Below are 15933 nucleotides of genomic sequence, written 5' to 3' on the forward strand. Positions count from 1 at the left end.
AAATAACAAGAACAACAGAAGCCGTGATCACTTTCGATAATGTGAACAAGCGTTACGTATCGGGGCAGGATGCCCTGGTGCGAGTCAGCCTGGAAATCCCCCGTGGCGATATGGTATTTCTCACCGGTCACTCCGGTGCGGGTAAAAGTACTTTACTGAGACTCCTGACCGCGATTGAGCGCCCTACTAAGGGCAGTATTCTTGTCGCCGGACAGAATCTCAACCGCCTGCGCAATGGCCAGATCCCCTACTACCGCCGCAATCTGGGTATTGTCTTCCAGAATCACCAGCTGCTATTTGACCGCAGCGTTTTTGACAATATTGCCCTGCCCTTGTCTGTTGCTGGTTGCAATAAGCGCGAGGTGGGGCGTCGGGTTCGCGCAGCCCTGGATAAGGTCGGCTTGCTGCACAAGGAAAAGCAAAATCCCATTATGTTGTCTGGTGGTGAGCAGCAGCGGGTTGGGATTGCCCGCGCAGTCGTTAACAAGCCCGCGATATTGGTTGCCGATGAGCCCACCGGCAACCTGGACCCAACACTCTCGCAGGAAATCATGCAGTTATTCGCCGACTTTAACGCAGTGGGAGTTACGGTGCTGGTGGCGAGCCACGACTTGGAGCTGATTGCACGGATGCGCCGACGGGTATTGACCCTACAGGCTGGCCAATTGATTTACGACGGAGTTCCGAGCCGTGAAGTACACCCAAGCTAAAGCGCAACGGCAGGCCAACCCTGTCGCAGACAAGCGTGTGCGCAGCACCGGCGCTGTTGTTGCGCAAACAGGGCTGGGCGATCGATGGAATAGCTGGTTGGGGCACCACCGTGAGATGGCTGCCGACTCAGTCAGTCGATTTTTTAGCGCACCCATGGCCAGTGCAATGACGGCGCTGGTGATTGCTATTGCCCTGGCCCTGCCGGCGGCATTGCAATTGGGATTGTTGAATTTCCAGCGCGCGGTGGCCGGTTGGGATGGGCAGCCACAAATTTCTGTTTTTCTACACAAAGATGCGAGACAGGCTGCAGTTAATTCCCTGGCCGACAAATTGCGCAGTGACCCCGCTATCGCGGAGGTAACTTATGTCTCCCCGGAAGATGCCCTGGCAGAGTTTGAACAGGCCTCGGGGCTTGGGGATGTATTGGTTGGCCTGGATGCCAACCCCCTGCCGGCAGTGCTGTTGCTGCGGCCAAGGGATGCGAAGGACGGCGATAAACTTCAGGCTTTGGTGGAGAATCTGAGAGCCCAGGCACTGACGGATTCAGTGGTCTTGGATCTTGCCTGGGTCCAGCGCCTCGCCCAGATCACCGAACTGGGACAGCGTCTCTCCGCAGGTCTAGCCCTGTTATTGGCGCTGGGGGTGGTATTGGTGGTGACCAATACGATACGGCTGCATATCGAAAGTCGCCGGGAGGAGATCCTGGTAGTAAAGCTCGTCGGCGGCACTAACGCGTTTGTGCGGCGGCCGTTCCTTTACAGTGGCATTTGCTATGGATTATTTGGCGGGCTGTTGGCGTGGCTGTTGCTTGCAGGTGGTGTGGCTATGTTGTCTGGGCCAGTTGAGAGTCTGTCATCAAGTTATGGCAGCAGCTTCGAACTGAGAGGGCCAGGCGCCAGTTACTTCTTTCAATTAACTTTGGGGGCCTCCTCGCTGGGCCTATTAGGGGCTTGGCTTGCGGTAGCGCGACACACTCGCAAGATAGAACCCCGCTGACCAGCGAGTCTGATCAAGAAGGGTAAAGTGTTCTGGCAAAGGGAACCTGAGGCGTAAAAAGCCCCTCTAATTCCGCGAAATACAACAGAATACGGTAGTTGTTGGCGGGCTTTCTTATCTGCCCGTGCAAGTGCTACACTGAGTCCAGCTTGTCGCCGGATACAGTATCCGCCGGCAGCGGCCGGTAAGATCGGCCGACTAATAATGACAGGAGAGACCTGAATGGGAACCAGCCTACAGCCAGTGCATACGCTGTCTCCGGGCGCCAACCTGGGAGCTTATATCCAGACCGTCAGTGGTTTTGACGTACTGACCGCTGAACAGGAAAAGCACCTGGCAGAAGACCTCTATTACCGCGAAAATCTCGATGCTGCACGCCAGCTGGTCATGTCACACCTGCGCTTTGTAGTGCATATCGCCAAATCTTATTCCGGCTACGGGCTCAATGAAGCCGACCTGATTCAGGAAGGTAATGTCGGTTTGATGAAGGCCGTCAAACGCTTCAATCCCGAAAAGGGAGTGCGCCTGGTATCCTTTGCGGTACATTGGATTAAAGCTGAAATCCACGAATTTATCCTGCGCAACTGGCGTATTGTCAAAATTGCCACCACCAAGGCGCAGCGCAAATTATTCTTCAACCTGCGCGGTCAGAAGAAAAAACTCGCCTGGTTGACCAATGCAGAAGCTAAAGCCGTCGCCAAAGACCTGAATGTGGATGTTACCCAGGTCCATGAAATGGAAGGCCGCCTGGCTGCACACGATGCGGCTTTTGATGCGGGTGTCGATGACGATGACGATACCGCCTGGCAGGCACCGGCTCACTACCTGGAAGACCGCAGTTTTGATCCGGCCGCCCAGCTTGAGCGGGATAACTGGCAGGAAACCAACTTGACCAGCCTCGCCAGTGCTATGGCACAACTGGATGATCGCAGCCGCGATATTATTCAGGCCCGCTGGCTCAGTGAGGAGAAATCCACATTGCATGAGTTGGCTGATAAGTATGGTGTTTCCGCTGAGCGAATTCGCCAGCTGGAAAAAAATGCCATGAAGAAAGTGCGTGCTGCTATGGAAGCCTAAATCGGCATTCTGGTACACGGGTAAAAAACCGCGCAGTAGCGCGGTTTTTTTTGTCCCGCCTGTTACAGGCATACCTGTCACCACTGGGTAAAACAAAAAGGGAAGGTAATGGCCAAACTCTATCTGCTGCTGTGTGCATTCTTTGGCGCTAGTGGTGTGGCTCTGGGGGCGTTTGGGGCTCACGGCCTGCGCGGTAAAGTGGCAGAGAACCTGTTAGAGGCCTATAAAACCGGAGTCCAGTACCAGATGATCCATGCCCTGGCGCTGTTTGGTGTGGTACTGCTAATGCAAAACTGGGGAAACCGATTATCGCTGACCCTGAGCGGTGCTCTTTTTACTTTCGGTATTATCTTCTTCTCCGGCAGTCTCTATGTCTTGGCACTGGGAGGCCCCCGATGGTTAGGTCCAATCACTCCTCTCGGTGGGCTGATGATGATTGCCGGTTGGGTAGCCCTGTTTTTTGCCGCATTTAATTTCTCTAAGTAGCCACTTTTACTGGGCTTACACTCAGATACCGAGCCCGAACAAAACATCAAGATATAAACCGTTTCGCATAAGAGGTCGCGAATAATGCAAGACGAATCTGCGGAAGATTTTCCCTACCGCACAGAATTTAAGAAGAAATCTATCCGCAGCTATGTGATTCGCGCGGGGCGAATGACAGAGGGGCAGCGCAATGCCTTTGACAATTATTGGGGGCAGTATGGACTCTCCCTATTTGATGGACCTCTGGATCGCCAACAGGTCTTTGGCCGCGAGGCGCCACTGGCGTTAGAGATCGGTTTCGGTATGGGGGATTCCCTGTTGGCCATGGCTGAAGCCGAACCAGATAAGGATTTTATTGGTATTGAAGTACACCCGCCGGGGGTTGGCCGGTTGATCAATAATGCCGGCAAGGCAGGTATCAAAAACCTGCGTGTTTACATGGCCGATGCGGTCGATGTCCTAAACGATTGTATTGCCGATGGGAGCCTGGATCGTTTCCAGCTGTACTTCCCTGACCCCTGGCACAAGAAGAAGCACCACAAGCGCCGGATAGTGCAGCCGGAATTTGTTCGCCTGATTTGCAGCAAGTTAAAAACCGGCGGCCTTATGCATATGGCGACAGATTGGGAGAATTATGCCGAGCATATGCTGGAAGTATTGCAGGGTGAAAACCTGCTAGAAAATACCGCCGGTGAGGGTGATTATGTTGCCCGGCCAGAATGGCGCCCAGAGACCAAGTTTGAGCGTCGAGGGCAGAGACTGGGGCACGGTGTTTGGGATCTGGTATACCGCAGGTTACCTGGTGAAGCGCCGCCGCTAACTACCACTGACGTAGATGCGTCAACTGTTGAAGAGTCCAAAGGCGAATAATTCGCACTGACGATCGATGTTTGCCACCGGTGCTAACATGGCACCAGTGGCATGCAACAGCCCACCTCTATTGTTAGAAAAACTCATTCCAGTTTTTCTTGGCCGCTTCCCATCGGCGCTTGTCTTCGACAACATTCAGGTTGCGGATGGTGTTACTGTCATAGGACATCCAGTCCGACAGTTCAATATTATTTTGGGTGCCCGCAAAATAACGCATGCGAAAGCGGCGAATAAATTGGTTGGGAATAGCCATAAAGGCAACTTCACGTCCCTGGGTGACAGTGGAAACCTCTACGCATTGGTGGTTTCTTTTATCGAGCTCATAGATAAAACCGGTAGTGGCTAAGTCACCCTCATTTGTTCCATGCACAAAATAATACCTTTTTGGGCAATAAGTTTTGTTGTGCCAGGCAAAGCGCGCAACAATATTTGCATTGGTAGTGGTTGAGATGACTTGGTTAGATGCTCCGGTACCCAGGTGCGGATCAAAGCGGCCATTTTGATTCATCCAGGGAAAGAATCCCCCGGCTTGCCACAGCTTCTGTGGTGGACGGGTATCGCCACGGTATAACAGCGTTGTCACTGTGTGTAGATTAAAACCACTGCGGCTAAATCGGTAATTAAATAGTGAGAAAGGGACGTCCAAATGGGCTTCGATGTTGGATATTGCTCTCCTCTCAGAGCTGAAAGCTTCACTGGCTTGTCGATACCAGCAGTAGGCTCCACCGAGTAAAGCCAAAACGGCATCTTTACGGCGTGTTATTCCATCGCTATCGAGTAGCTTGGTGGGTGTGGAGGGATCAAATCCAGTAAGCCAGGTATATAGGGTTTCCACTAGTACTTTGGCGACACGGGTAATCCTTCCATAATCATTTGTTTGAATTTGTACTGCCTGGCTTACTAATTGGTCGATCCGGGTTAGTCCATCACTACTGCGCTTGTGATACCACTTACTGTTGCTATTGGAATTATTTTGGAAGTCCTGTGCGTACTCACGGATACTTTTGGGGACATAGCAGGTGGTTTGTATGTTTTGTGGGTGAACCAAGTTCCTAACATAGTTATCGATATTGGGTGCCAGCAAGGGTTAACTCTCCTGTCTTTATTACTGTTTTTCGCCACTAGCCGTCTATGCTTCTAGTGGTGCTGTGATTATCGAATTTTATTTCCAATAAGAACCGGATTCAGGAAGCATCGCGAAAACAAAATCGAATTATTTTTATTAGTGGATATTGATGTTAATAATAATTTGGGGGGTTGATCAAGGAAGGAATCTTGGTGTTTCTAATGAGAAGGCGTGACCCTCTGCTTTCATTTCTCTATAGCCTGCCGTTTATCTTACTCTTTACAGTTTCTGAAGTCCGTGCTGATTTTGTTGGAACTTTAAACCTCTATGTTAATGGGGGTAAGCATTGGTTTGATGGCGACCGCCTACAAGGCACACCATTTCGCGGTTTTGAAATGCGAGATACCTCAGGTGTCGGTGCCGGTTTTGGCTTTAACATGACAAATCATTGGGCGATGGAAGGGGTTGTCGACTATTTCGTCGTGAGTGTTGCGGATACGCCCGAGAAAGTAGATGTGTATAACTACCGCATAGATCTCCTATATCAATTTGGAGGGCAGTTCTGCGGTAATTTTTGTTGGCAGCCCTATGTCGCGTTTGGCCTGGGTGAAATGCGTATTAATTACGACCGGCGTTACCGTAAAAAACACTGGCATCCAGATGACCCAAAGTATGTCTATGATCCGGATCATCCCTACGACCCATACTATCCCTATCCTTGGGATTGTCGTAAGAAATTCTATGTCCCTGAGGATCGGCCAGACGGCCACCATTATCCCTACCCGCCTTACCATTGTGACTGGCATGACCGGCAAAATATGGTGAATGTGGGAATGGGAATTAAATATCACCTGGGGCCCCGTTGGCAGGCCCGCGCAGATATACGTCTTTTCCAGGGGGTCGAAGAAGGTGGTGTCGATGGTTTTGCCAGCTTGGCGGTCGGCTATCAATGGCTTGAATATCCGGATTTTTGGTATGACGAAGATGCCGATGGTGTTATTGATGCCACTGATCAATGTCCGCAGACCCCAGTGGGAATCGATGTGCAATTAGATGGCTGCCCGCTGGATACAGATTTTGATGGTGTACCCAGCTATATCGATCAATGCCCAAATACACCGATTGGTATTGCAGTGAATGAATACGGTTGTATTCGTTAAGGGCAACTAAAATCGATTTCTTCAGCGGGCGGCAGAAAAGTTCTGAAGCCCGCTGAAGATATTGTTTAAAATGATTTTCTATAAAATTACTCGCTGCGAATTTCTTCGAGCTTCTCAGAAATTTCCAGCCATTCCATTTCCAGTTCTTCCATTAATTCCTGCTGCTCCGACTGCTCTTTATTAAGTCGAGCTATTTCCTCCTGCTGGCCACCGCTATATAGCGCTTCATCGGCAAGTTTTTCCTGTACTGCGACCAATGCCTTTTCTGCCGAAGCCATCTGTCGCTCAATATTCTTGAGTTTGTTGGTCAGGGGTTTCAGTTGTTCGCGTAGAGCGGCGGCGGCGCGCCTTTGGGCCTTCTTATCCTCAGGGGCTTTTTCCTCTGTGCTTGTAACAGTGGAGGCGCTCTCTTCTTTGCGTTTCTTTTCCCGGTTAAAGCCGAGCAGCCACTGTTTGTAGTCATCAAGGTCACCGCTATAGGGTTCGGCGCGGCCATTGGCCACCAGAATAAATTCGTCGGCAGTATTGGCCAGTAGATGACGATCGTGGGAAACCAATATGACGGCACCGGGAAACTCCGCCAGCGCCAGGGTCAGGGCGTGGCGCATTTCCAAATCAAGGTGGTTTGTCGGTTCATCGAGAAGCAACAGGTTAGGTTTTTGCCAGGCCAGTAGTGCCAGGGCTAAACGGGCTTTTTCACCGCCGGAAAAGCCCCCTACCGTTTCGAAAACCCGATCGCCGATAAAACCGTAGCCGCCGAGAAAATCCCGCAGCGATTGCTCCGAGGCATCGGGGCTCAGCCTTTGCAGGTGCAGCAACGGGGAACCGTTGCTATCCAGTGCTTCCAGCTGATGCTGGGCGAAGTAGCCGATGGCCAAGTGTTCGCCACATTGGCGCTCGCCTCTGAGGGGGGCGAGTGTGCCAGCCAGGGTTTTGATTAGAGAGGACTTGCCCGCACCATTGGGGCCGAGCAGGCCGATACGGCGTCCCGGTTGAATGCCCAGCTGAACGTTCTTCACCACTATTTTTTCGGCATAGCCAATATCCGCCTCGCGCAGGTCGATTAACGGATTAGAGGTTTTCTCTGAGGATGGCAAAGTAAAATGAAAAGGGGAATCCACATGGGCTGGGGCAATCAGAGCCATCCGGTCCAGGGCTTTCAGGCGGCTTTGTGCCTGCTTGGCCTTGCTCGCTTTGGCGCGAAAGCGCCGCACAAAGTCTTCCATATGTGCGCGTTCGGCTTGCTGTTTTTCAAACTGTATTTGCTGCTGGGCCAGGCGCTCAGCGCGAGCGCGCTCGAAGGCACTGTAATTGCCGCTGTACAAGACCAGTTTTTGCTGTTCAAAACTGACAATGCCGTCGACCACTGCATCGAGAAAGTCGCGGTCGTGGGAAATAATCAGCAGGGTACCGGGGAAGCGTTGCAGCCACTGTTCCAGCCAAAGGGTGGCATCCAGATCCAAGTGGTTGGTGGGCTCGTCCAATAGCATAAGATCTGCGGGGCACATCAGGGCACGGCCCAAATTGAGGCGAATACGCCAGCCACCTGAGAAGCTGCGAACGGGGCGCTGTTGCTCTTCGTGGGAAAAGCCGAGCCCGTCGAGAAGTTGCGCGGCGCGCGCCGGGCCACTATAGCCATCAATACTGGCCATGCGCTCGTGCAGTTCTGCCAGTTTGTGACCGTCGGTATCGCCGCTCGCTTCGGCCTCTGCCAGTTGCTTTTGCAATAGCCGCAACTCGCTATCGCCGTCTAAAACGTAATCCAGTGCTGACTGCTCACTAGCTTCTACCTCTTGAGCCATATGGGAGATACGCCAGGTGCTGGGGAGGTCTACCCGCCCTGCATCGGTTTCCAGTTGTCCAAGCAGCAGTTTGAACAGAGTTGACTTGCCACAGCCGTTGGCACCGATAATTCCGACTTTGTGGCCGGGGAAGATTCTGCAATCTGCGCTGTCAAGCAAGTCGCGCTCACCTCGGTGCAGAGAAACCCCTTGTAAATTGATCACTGGAAAAACCTCATATGAATAGGCCGATGAATGCTAGGCTATTGAACAGACCCGGACTCCACAGAGACTGGGGCACTATGCCGATCAGCAAAGGGTCGGGATTTTAACGTGACAAATACTTCACCTCCATCTTCCCCCAAGGAAAACCCCCTCTGGCAGTTCAGCTTGGACTTTTATGCCTATCAGGATGTTGAGAAGTTCCTACTCGACTGCCAAGACAGAAATGGCGCTGACGTGTGTCTTCTGCTGTGGGCGAGCTATACAGCCGTTTGTGGCAAGGAAATCAGTGAAGAGGGATGGAGAGTCGCAGATCGAGGCGTTGCGCCGCGCAGGCGAATGATTCGCAGTGTGCGACACCTGCGTCGTTGGTTGGGGAGTTTGCGCCCCCATTCCCAGCGGGCCTACGCACTGTGTAAACGCTATGAATTGAAGCTGGAGCAGTTACAGTTGGCTGCGCTGTGGAAAATTTATGTTGAGGACTGGCCGGGGGATCGTTCTGCACTGGAGCTAGCATCCCAGCAATATGGTTTGCAGCAAAAAGATCAGGCCCGCTGGGCGGGCCTGATCGAAAGCTACTTGGCTCACAGGGGGGCAGCGGGTTAAACCACTGTTACACCCCTCTGGGCACTGTACTTTTCTGGGGTCGCCGGTAATACAGTCGTGAAAAGTACAGTGCTCAATTAAGCAGCACTATATTTGGCTGCGAGGAGTCCCAAGACTACTCGCCGCTGGGTTGCTCTGAAGAAAACAGGCTGTTTGCCGGAGTGCTAGGAGTAATCGTTGCTGCTGGGCGCGGAGTATCCACCGGTTTCTGCTGCTCAGCTGGAGCCATGGTTTTTGAATCGTCTTTGGGCTTCTCTACGGTTTCTGGCTTGCTGGCAGTCTTCACCTTCGGAGTTTCTGCGCTTGGCTTGACTGTTGCAGGCTTGGCTTCCGTAGAGGGTTTGCTCGCCGATGGTTTTTTGGCAGCAGCAGTTTTAGCTGGAGCTTTCTTCGCTGGAGTTTTTTTCTCGGCAGTAGAAGCTTTCTTGGCTGGCGCTTTTTTCGCAGTAGTGGAGGCTTTCTTTGCGGGAGTTTTCTTTACCGCTTTAGTGGCAGCGGCGGTTTTTGCCGGCGCTTTCTTGGCACTAGTTTTCTTTTCTGTGGCTTTTTTTGCCACTGTCTTTTTCGCTGTTTTGGTGGTGCTGGTAGTGCTTGCTTTAGTGCGGCTCTTTGCTGCGGTTGCTTTAGGAGCGGCTACTTTTTTTGAGGTGGTAGCTTTACGGGCTTTTGGCTTGGATTTGTTCAGCAGTTTTTCTGCTTTTACACCGGCCTTACGTACAGCTTCGGCAGCTTTCAGCTCGGCTTTTGCCTGGGACTCAGTACCCTTTGCTTCGGCGTGTGATGCCTTTGCTTGCTGGAGTACTTCGTTATGCTTTTCTACATTGGCCTTGGCGGTTTCTACACGCTTTTGTGTGGCAGCTGTCTTTCGTGTCTTGGCTGCAGTTCTAGCGTCTACTAGTTTGGTTTTCGCTTTAGCTAATTTTTCTTTTGCGGAAGTCAGTGCTTTTCCGGCTTTTAAAACACTTTTGCCGGCATCGGTAACTTTCTTGTTGCGGGCTTTGTCCAGCTTGACGGTTAGCTTGGAAATTTGTGCTTCCAGTTCTGCGACTGAATTGACAGCTCTTTGTTTGGCAGCCATGAGTAAATGTCCTGACGTTTATTATCAATTGGAACATCCGGACAGTGTACGGATCAGATCTATATGAAATAGACATATTTAAATCGGGGATCTGAACACTGTAAATTGTTCTGAAACTGAAAAGCACCTCAAACAGTCCGGAACAATAACCGGCGACTGGTCGATAATAGCGCTGTTTTTAAAAAAAATGTATGCCGTAAGCAGCGAAAATAGTGCTGTAAATGTATTTTTTTCTCGCTGGTCCCTGGAACCTTGAGGTGGAATGTGGTGTCCTGCACAGTGTGCGCGTCATCGGTATGCACTTGCAGTCGCCTTAGGTTAGACTTGAGCGGACTGGCGGAAAAGGTGCGCCTGGAGGCTAAGGGCCGAATCAGGATTACTTGATAAGCCGCCGCAGGCATTGACCCAGGGTCAAGCGCGAATCATTCAACGCAATACGGACAAAGAGACAACACCCATGAATAAATACCCTTTGGCTGCAGCAATTGCCCTTGGCCTGGCGCTGACCGGCTGTAACGAACAGGGATCTAAGCAGGAAAAAGAAGTTGCCCTGGACACCCAGGAGAAGAAGGTCAGCTACATCATTGCCGAAGATATGGCGAAGCGCCTTGAAGCTCAGGATGTGAAATTAGATCCCCAAGTGGTGATGATGGCTCTTAAGGATGTTTCCAGCGGCCATGAATCCCGTTTGACTGAAGAAGAAAAGCAGCAAACTATCGCTGCCTTCCAAGAGCAAATGCAGAAGAAGCAGCAGGAAATGCTGGCTCAGCAAGAGAAAGAATTCAAAGAGACTGCTGATAAAAACCTGCAGGAAGGAAAGGCTTTCCTCGAAGAGAATGCCAAGAAAGATGGTGTTGTTACCACTGATTCCGGCCTGCAGTACAAAGTGATTACTGAGGGTTCCGGCGGCCAGCCCAGTGAGAACAGCACTGTTGAAGTGGACTACAAGGGTACCCTGATTAATGGTGAAGAGTTTGATAGCTCTTACGCCCGTGGTGAGCCTGTCCAGTTCCCGGTTAATGGTGTTATCAAGGGTTGGACCGAAGCGTTGCAACTGATGAAAGAGGGCTCCAAGTGGGAGCTTTACATCCCCTCCGAGCTGGCATATGGCCCGGGTGGTGCAGGCGGTAAAATCGGCCCTAACGCAACGCTGATTTTTGAAGTGGAGCTGCACAAAGCCAATGTTGGCAAGGAAGATGGCGCCGAGAAAAAAGAAGAGAAAAAAGAAGAGCCCAAAAGCGAGTAATTAAATTTACTACTTTGGATTCAATAAAGGCGCCCAATGGGCGCCTTTATTTTTTACCTTGAAAAATCAACAGCAAAAATATTCGATTAAAGGCGCCGGCTTCCCATCGCCTTTACAGCGATGAATTCAGTTTTTTAGACCAGCTGGTTTTTATGGGCTGTGTGCAAAAGTGCGATCATTCGATCCTCGGAACTAAAGCGGGTTTCCAGTGCTTCCCCCAGCTGTGACAAATCTGGGTTCAGGCTGGATAGATCGTCGGTTTCCTGGTACTTATCATTGAAATCGACAGCGACATCAGTGGTCACATCAATATCCCGATAGAGTTCCCGCGCTTGTTGCAGCCCCTGTTTATCATCAAAAGCCTGGCCTTCCAGTATGAGCTGTTCGTATACCTCAAAGTGTCCCGCAGAGACGTAGTCCACCAGCAACTGGCAAAGATGACGAACACCGTTCTCGGTCTCCGAATCCCCATCGTTAAACTCTTTCTTCTCAGATAGATGGTAGTAACTTACCAGCAGGATTTGTCGGGACTGTAGCCAGCGGTCAATGATTTCACTGACGCCACCCCAGCGCTCGCGCGCAGATTTACAATTTTCCAGCATCTCCAAGAATCCTTTGGTTACTGTTGCCGTGATAGCCAGCTTTATTGCTGATCCCGAAGGCCCTAAGAAGATAGGAGATTCCCCCGCCGACGGCAAGGCGCAGAGTGTGATCTACGCCAGAATACAACGATGCCTGCGGCGATCTTCGGTGGAGCAAATCTAGGGTGTTTTATCCACTGATAATGAGCGGCAAAATCAGCGCTGTGAGCGCACCGCAGGTACCCATCGCCAACGCTGCACAGGCGCCGCACAGGGCGCTGATTTCTAATGCCCGCGCGGTCCCCACCGCGTGGGCATTGATGCCGAGTACGATACCGACAATGCGCTCATCGTGAATATTGAGCCTGCTCATTAGAGCTGGACCAGCGATAGCACCGACCACCCCGGTCAAGACCACAATAGCTGCAGTGAGGCTGAGAGAAGCGTGGATTGTTTCCGCCAGGGCCAATGCGATGGGTGTGGTAATAGATTTGCCGCTCAACGCCAGTAGTACTGACTTGCCCGCGCCGAATACCAAGGCGATTAATACCGCTATAACCGGGGCCAAAATCGCGCCCACAAAAATAGTGACAAGTAGCGGCCAGCCGGCTCTGCGGATAATCACTAGATTTTGTTTGAGAGGGACAGCCAGGGCAACAACTGCTGGCCCTAACAAGCTGTACAGTAATGCACTGGAGCCCTGGTAACTCTCATAGGGGATATGGAAAACACTCAATGTTATTGCGGTCAAAATGCTAGCGCTGATGATAGGGTGCAGCAGAACAGTCTTGTAGCGCCGGTAAAGGGTAACGCCGGCAAGAAAAGCGATGACATTCAAGGGCAATACAAAGATTGGGCTCGCCAGAAATTCATTCACTCTCTATTACCCCCAGAGCGAATCAGCAATTTCTTTAGTAGCTGTGCGCAAATAGCGATACTGATCAGTGTGCCAATCACAATAGCGGCGATTAAGGCTAGCCAGTCGGATAGAGTCAGGCCCTGGAAAAAAAATACCCCGACAGCCGCCGGTAGCAATAACAGCGGCAATAGGTAAAGCAGTTGTGAGCTGACTTTGGCAAGGCCTGCGGGAGCCCCACCATTGAACACGAGAATCACCAGTAGCATCAGCATCCCTATGACAGATCCCGGAATGGGTAGTGACAGGCTTGAGCTGGTGAAATTGCCCAGCCAGGTACAGGCAACCAGAATGGCAGCTCCCCCCAGCCAGCGGAGTATGTTGTGCAGCGTGGATTTTGACATGTAGGAGATGGCGGCCGGTAAAGCCGCCGGAGATTGTTAAGCTCTGCGGAATGCTTGCCAGCCACCGAACAGGATCAGACCGGCAAAACCGATAGCGGCCCAACCGGGGATACTCAGGCCCATCATGGTCCACTGTACTTCAGCACAATTGCCATCGCCGCTCAGCAGCGCCTTGAGCACATCGGCCATCGGGAAAACTTCAATCATATAGCTGACGCTTGGACCACAGGCCGGCACTTGGTCTTCCGGCAGGCTTTGCAGCCACAGTTGGCGACCGGCAAAGTAGAGACCGCCCATTGCCCACAGGGATACCAGCAGGCCGTAGACACGACGGCCAATGGTGGCAGGGTTGTGCAGGAATGCGATCAACGAAACTACACCAACACCCAATAGCATTACCCGCTGGGTAATACACAATTTGCAAGGCTCCAGCCCCTGCACGTACTCGAGATAAAAGGCGGAGCCGAGTAAAAAGGCCACCATTAGGAAGACCAGAAGAAAAGTGATGCGCGGGTTGGGTAAGGTCATGATAATTCGGGTCCTGAATAGTGCTGTCGAAAGCGGTTCGCTTCGAGATTCAAGTCGGTTAATAGTTTATTGAAATTGCTTTCCAGTTTGTTCCGCCCGGCGATAAGTTCAGGCAGTAGCTCCTGCAGTGCTACCGGGCGGCGCAACCGCTGTCCAACCCGCTCCAGGGTCAGCTCGATTACCCGCTCCTCGCGGTAACTTTGCAGCAGTTTAATTTGCTCGGCGCGCTCAATAAATGCCATTGCGCGTGGCGGAATATACCGGCTGTCGAAATGAAAGTCTCTCCAACAGCGCCGGCAAAACTCATCCAGCGCTTCAGAGTGCCACTGCTGCCAGTTTTCTGCCAACAGGTGATCAAACCATATATCCAGTGCGATACCGGCATAGCGACGCCAGCGCGGGTCCAGTTGTGACAGGGCATCCCGGTAGGCCGGGTGAGCATCGGTGATGGCATCGATGCGACGGTGCAGGCGAATACCATGCTCAATATCCGTTGGCCAACTGTCATCCAGGGGACCTTTAACAAAGTCCCCCAGGAGCCCGCCCAGTCGCCAGCGCGGATTGGGCCCGGACAGTAACAGGTGTGCCAGATAGTTCATAAGCCTCGCTCAGGCTGCGGCACTGTATCAGCCGCTAGTCCTGGCAGCAGTTGTATTGGGCATAGTAACGGCTCAGGAATGTTTCAAAAGTACCGCTATCCTGCGCTTCAATTTCTTTTTGCTTGAGCAGTGAGGTTTCTGCCTGTTGTAAGAAGTCTTGCAGATAGTCGCTGTCCAGAGGGCGCTCCAGGAAGTAGCGGCGGTGCTGTTCGGCTTTATCCATAGCCCACTGGGAAAAGGTAATGTTTTGTTCGCGCATCTCTGCCAGTATCTGCTGTGCCGGTGTGAGGATATCCCCTTTCACCTTGGCCTTCTGCACGCCCACTGAGCCGCGGTATTGCGAGCCGCCCCAGGCGTTATCCAGCAGTTCTGCCACTGAGTCGACCTCTTCCAATAATTGGGTGGCCCAGTCGCTCAGTTTACGCTCGCCACCGTTATCCAGCAGTGTTAGTTCCGGTTCGTGACCCCGGTAGACGATACGCTGTTGGTTCTCCTGGGTACTGCGGTAATCGGCATCACTGGTTTTGGGGCTGTCAGTGAGCAGGCAGTGCAGCAGGAAGCTATCGAGAAAGCGCATCTGCTGGGCGTCAATTCCCAGGGGGGCGAAGGGGTTCAGGTCGAGACAGCGCACTTCAACATATTCAACACCGCGATTATCCAGGGCAGACAGCGCTGTTTCGCCGCGTTTGGCGGGGTTTTTGGGACGGATCGGTGAGTAAAACTCATTCTCGATTTGCAGTATGCCTGTGGACAATTGCTGGTAGTCGCCGCCTTTATTTTTAACCCCCATTTCCTGGTAGGGGCCGTAGGAACTGCTGATCGCTGAACAGAGCGTGGATAAATAGCTGCGCAGGTCGTTGTAGCAAACCACCAGTGACTGCTGCACGTTGCTGTTGTAGCCCAGGTCGCCCATACGCAGGGACGTAGCGTGGGGCACGTGCAGAGTGTGGTCATCCCCATTGAAGGGCTCAAGACTGTGCTCGCGGCCATCGACAAAAGAAGCGCATACCGCAGGTGCGGCGCCAAACAGGTAAATCAGCAACCAGTAATTGCGGCGGAAATTACGAATTAGATCGAAGTAGCGACGGGTTTTAAAACTTTTTAAATCCTCACTGCTGCCTTCGATTTCATGCAGCCACAGCCAGAACTCTTCAGGAAGCGAAAAGTTGTAGTGGATACCGGCGATAGTCTGCATGGCGCGGCCGTAGCGCAACCCCAGGCCTAGCCGGTAAATAGTTTTCATTGTGCCGCTGTGAGAGCTGCCGTAGCGGGCAACGGGAATATCTTTATCTTCGCCAATCGCACAGGGCATGCTGTTAACCCACAGGCGCTCGTCACCGATCTGGTTGTAGGTGTAGCGGTGGATACGGTCCAAGACCTGTAACGCTTCCTCTGGGGTCGCTACTGGCGGCGTAATAAATTCCAGTAGGGCCTCAGAGAAGTCGGTAGTAATACTTTCATGGGTAAGTGCGGAGCCCAGTGCTGTGGTATGCGGCGTTTGCGCAAGGGCGCCATCGGGAGCGACACGCAGGCTCTCTTTCTCGACACCGCGGAGGATGCCTTTGAGCAGTTGGGCTGGTTTGGCTTGCGATAGCGCGGCCAGGTGGGAAATGGGCACTCGAATCTCCTTGGTACTACCGGAACGCTTCTTTATCGCTGCCATCTC

General features: G+C 52.2%; 17 protein-coding genes. 8 read left to right on the plus strand and 9 right to left on the minus strand.

Annotated elements, in window-relative coordinates:
* The first annotated feature begins 23 nt into the window (after positions 1 to 23).
* From ftsE to trmB, 5 genes are all read left to right on the plus strand, one after another.
* On the plus strand, positions 24 to 710 hold the full coding sequence (ftsE, locus tag ACYX4J_RS22110) for a cell division ATP-binding protein FtsE (protein WP_444895668.1): 687 nt from the start codon (positions 24 to 26) through the stop codon (positions 708 to 710).
* The gene (gene ftsX, locus ACYX4J_RS22115) at positions 691 to 1707 is read left to right on the plus strand and encodes a permease-like cell division protein FtsX (protein ID WP_476177569.1); all 1017 of its coding nucleotides are present in this window, start codon (positions 691 to 693) and stop codon (positions 1705 to 1707) included. Before ftsE ends, ftsX begins: the two co-directional genes overlap by 20 nt.
* A gap of 222 nt (positions 1708 to 1929) precedes the next feature.
* Entirely contained in the window at positions 1930 to 2784 is an 855-nt protein-coding gene (gene rpoH / locus ACYX4J_RS22120) for an RNA polymerase sigma factor RpoH (RefSeq protein WP_282930650.1), read from the plus strand.
* A 108-nt stretch (positions 2785 to 2892) separates the two neighbouring features.
* Complete coding sequence (locus tag ACYX4J_RS22125) at positions 2893 to 3270, plus strand: DUF423 domain-containing protein (RefSeq protein ID WP_444934491.1); 378 nt, start codon at positions 2893 to 2895, stop codon at positions 3268 to 3270.
* An 84-nt stretch (positions 3271 to 3354) separates the two neighbouring features.
* On the plus strand, positions 3355 to 4140 hold the full coding sequence (gene trmB, locus ACYX4J_RS22130; RefSeq protein WP_476177570.1) for a tRNA (guanosine(46)-N7)-methyltransferase TrmB: 786 nt from the start codon (positions 3355 to 3357) through the stop codon (positions 4138 to 4140).
* 73 nt (positions 4141 to 4213) lie between these two features.
* Here trmB and ACYX4J_RS22135 read toward each other — a convergent pair whose 3' ends face one another.
* The gene (locus tag ACYX4J_RS22135; protein ID WP_413663809.1) at positions 4214 to 5224 is read right to left on the minus strand and encodes a hypothetical protein; all 1011 of its coding nucleotides are present in this window, start codon (positions 5222 to 5224) and stop codon (positions 4214 to 4216) included.
* 203 nt (positions 5225 to 5427) lie between these two features.
* Here ACYX4J_RS22135 and ACYX4J_RS22140 point away from each other — a divergent pair, with 203 nt between their 5' ends.
* Positions 5428 to 6366, plus strand: a complete 939-nt coding sequence (locus ACYX4J_RS22140) for an outer membrane beta-barrel protein (protein ID WP_476177571.1) — start codon at positions 5428 to 5430, stop codon at positions 6364 to 6366.
* 86 nt (positions 6367 to 6452) lie between these two features.
* Here ACYX4J_RS22140 and ACYX4J_RS22145 read toward each other — a convergent pair whose 3' ends face one another.
* A complete protein-coding gene (locus ACYX4J_RS22145; protein WP_444906861.1) occupies positions 6453 to 8372 on the minus strand; it encodes an ABC-F family ATP-binding cassette domain-containing protein in 1920 nt (639 codons plus the stop codon).
* A 108-nt stretch (positions 8373 to 8480) separates the two neighbouring features.
* On the opposite strand from ACYX4J_RS22145, the gene ACYX4J_RS22150 reads away from it, so the two are divergent.
* A complete protein-coding gene (locus ACYX4J_RS22150; RefSeq protein WP_444906862.1) occupies positions 8481 to 8975 on the plus strand; it encodes a TIGR02444 family protein in 495 nt (164 codons plus the stop codon).
* 115 nt (positions 8976 to 9090) lie between these two features.
* Here the strand turns inward: ACYX4J_RS22150 and ACYX4J_RS22155 are convergent, their stop codons facing one another.
* Positions 9091 to 10053 carry a histidine kinase gene (locus ACYX4J_RS22155; protein WP_444906863.1) on the minus strand — a complete coding sequence of 321 codons (963 nt, stop codon included), beginning with the start codon at positions 10051 to 10053 and terminating at the stop codon, positions 9091 to 9093.
* A 457-nt stretch (positions 10054 to 10510) separates the two neighbouring features.
* Between ACYX4J_RS22155 and ACYX4J_RS22160 the strand changes: the two genes are divergently transcribed.
* The gene (locus tag ACYX4J_RS22160) at positions 10511 to 11299 is read left to right on the plus strand and encodes an FKBP-type peptidyl-prolyl cis-trans isomerase (protein ID WP_444906864.1); all 789 of its coding nucleotides are present in this window, start codon (positions 10511 to 10513) and stop codon (positions 11297 to 11299) included.
* 134 nt (positions 11300 to 11433) lie between these two features.
* Here the strand turns inward: ACYX4J_RS22160 and rsd are convergent, their stop codons facing one another.
* The 6 genes from rsd to gshA all read right to left on the minus strand — a co-directional run bounded on the left by rsd (position 11434) and on the right by gshA (position 15930).
* Complete coding sequence (gene rsd, locus ACYX4J_RS22165) at positions 11434 to 11901, minus strand: sigma D regulator (protein ID WP_413663804.1); 468 nt, start codon at positions 11899 to 11901, stop codon at positions 11434 to 11436.
* A gap of 169 nt (positions 11902 to 12070) precedes the next feature.
* On the minus strand, positions 12071 to 12757 hold the full coding sequence (locus ACYX4J_RS22170; protein WP_444906865.1) for an LrgB family protein: 687 nt from the start codon (positions 12755 to 12757) through the stop codon (positions 12071 to 12073).
* Entirely contained in the window at positions 12754 to 13140 is a 387-nt protein-coding gene (locus ACYX4J_RS22175) for a CidA/LrgA family protein (protein ID WP_413663802.1), read from the minus strand. The genes ACYX4J_RS22170 and ACYX4J_RS22175 overlap by 4 nt, the downstream gene beginning before the upstream one ends.
* Positions 13141 to 13176: 36 nt before the next feature.
* Entirely contained in the window at positions 13177 to 13668 is a 492-nt protein-coding gene (locus tag ACYX4J_RS22180; RefSeq protein ID WP_282930663.1) for a disulfide bond formation protein B, read from the minus strand.
* Complete coding sequence (locus ACYX4J_RS22185) at positions 13665 to 14267, minus strand: acyl carrier protein phosphodiesterase (RefSeq protein WP_444906866.1); 603 nt, start codon at positions 14265 to 14267, stop codon at positions 13665 to 13667. The genes ACYX4J_RS22180 and ACYX4J_RS22185 overlap by 4 nt, the downstream gene beginning before the upstream one ends.
* Positions 14268 to 14301: 34 nt before the next feature.
* Positions 14302 to 15930, minus strand: a complete 1629-nt coding sequence (gene gshA, locus ACYX4J_RS22190) for a glutamate--cysteine ligase (RefSeq protein ID WP_444926266.1) — start codon at positions 15928 to 15930, stop codon at positions 14302 to 14304.
* Between the last annotated feature and the right edge of the window lie 3 nt (positions 15931 to 15933).

It is taken from the genome of Microbulbifer sp. ABM4_008, from assembly GCF_056311705.1.

Excerpts from the sequence above, each read along its gene's own strand:
- ACYX4J_RS22155 (WP_444906863.1), bottom strand. The coding sequence starts at position 10,053 with ATGGCTGCCAAACAAAGAGCTGTCAATTCAGTCGCAGAACTGGAAGCA.
- ACYX4J_RS22140 (WP_476177571.1), top strand. The coding sequence starts at position 5,428 with ATGAGAAGGCGTGACCCTCTGCTTTCATTTCTCTATAGCCTGCCGTTT.
- trmB (WP_476177570.1), top strand. The coding sequence starts at position 3,355 with ATGCAAGACGAATCTGCGGAAGATTTTCCCTACCGCACAGAATTTAAG.
- ACYX4J_RS22175 (WP_413663802.1), bottom strand. The coding sequence starts at position 13,140 with ATGTCAAAATCCACGCTGCACAACATACTCCGCTGGCTGGGGGGAGCT.
- ACYX4J_RS22125 (WP_444934491.1), top strand. The coding sequence starts at position 2,893 with ATGGCCAAACTCTATCTGCTGCTGTGTGCATTCTTTGGCGCTAGTGGT.
- gshA (WP_444926266.1), bottom strand. The coding sequence starts at position 15,930 with ATGGCAGCGATAAAGAAGCGTTCCGGTAGTACCAAGGAGATTCGAGTG.
- ACYX4J_RS22180 (WP_282930663.1), bottom strand. The coding sequence starts at position 13,668 with ATGACCTTACCCAACCCGCGCATCACTTTTCTTCTGGTCTTCCTAATG.
- ACYX4J_RS22160 (WP_444906864.1), top strand. The coding sequence starts at position 10,511 with ATGAATAAATACCCTTTGGCTGCAGCAATTGCCCTTGGCCTGGCGCTG.
- rsd (WP_413663804.1), bottom strand. The coding sequence starts at position 11,901 with ATGCTGGAAAATTGTAAATCTGCGCGCGAGCGCTGGGGTGGCGTCAGT.
- ACYX4J_RS22185 (WP_444906866.1), bottom strand. The coding sequence starts at position 14,267 with ATGAACTATCTGGCACACCTGTTACTGTCCGGGCCCAATCCGCGCTGG.
- rpoH (WP_282930650.1), top strand. The coding sequence starts at position 1,930 with ATGGGAACCAGCCTACAGCCAGTGCATACGCTGTCTCCGGGCGCCAAC.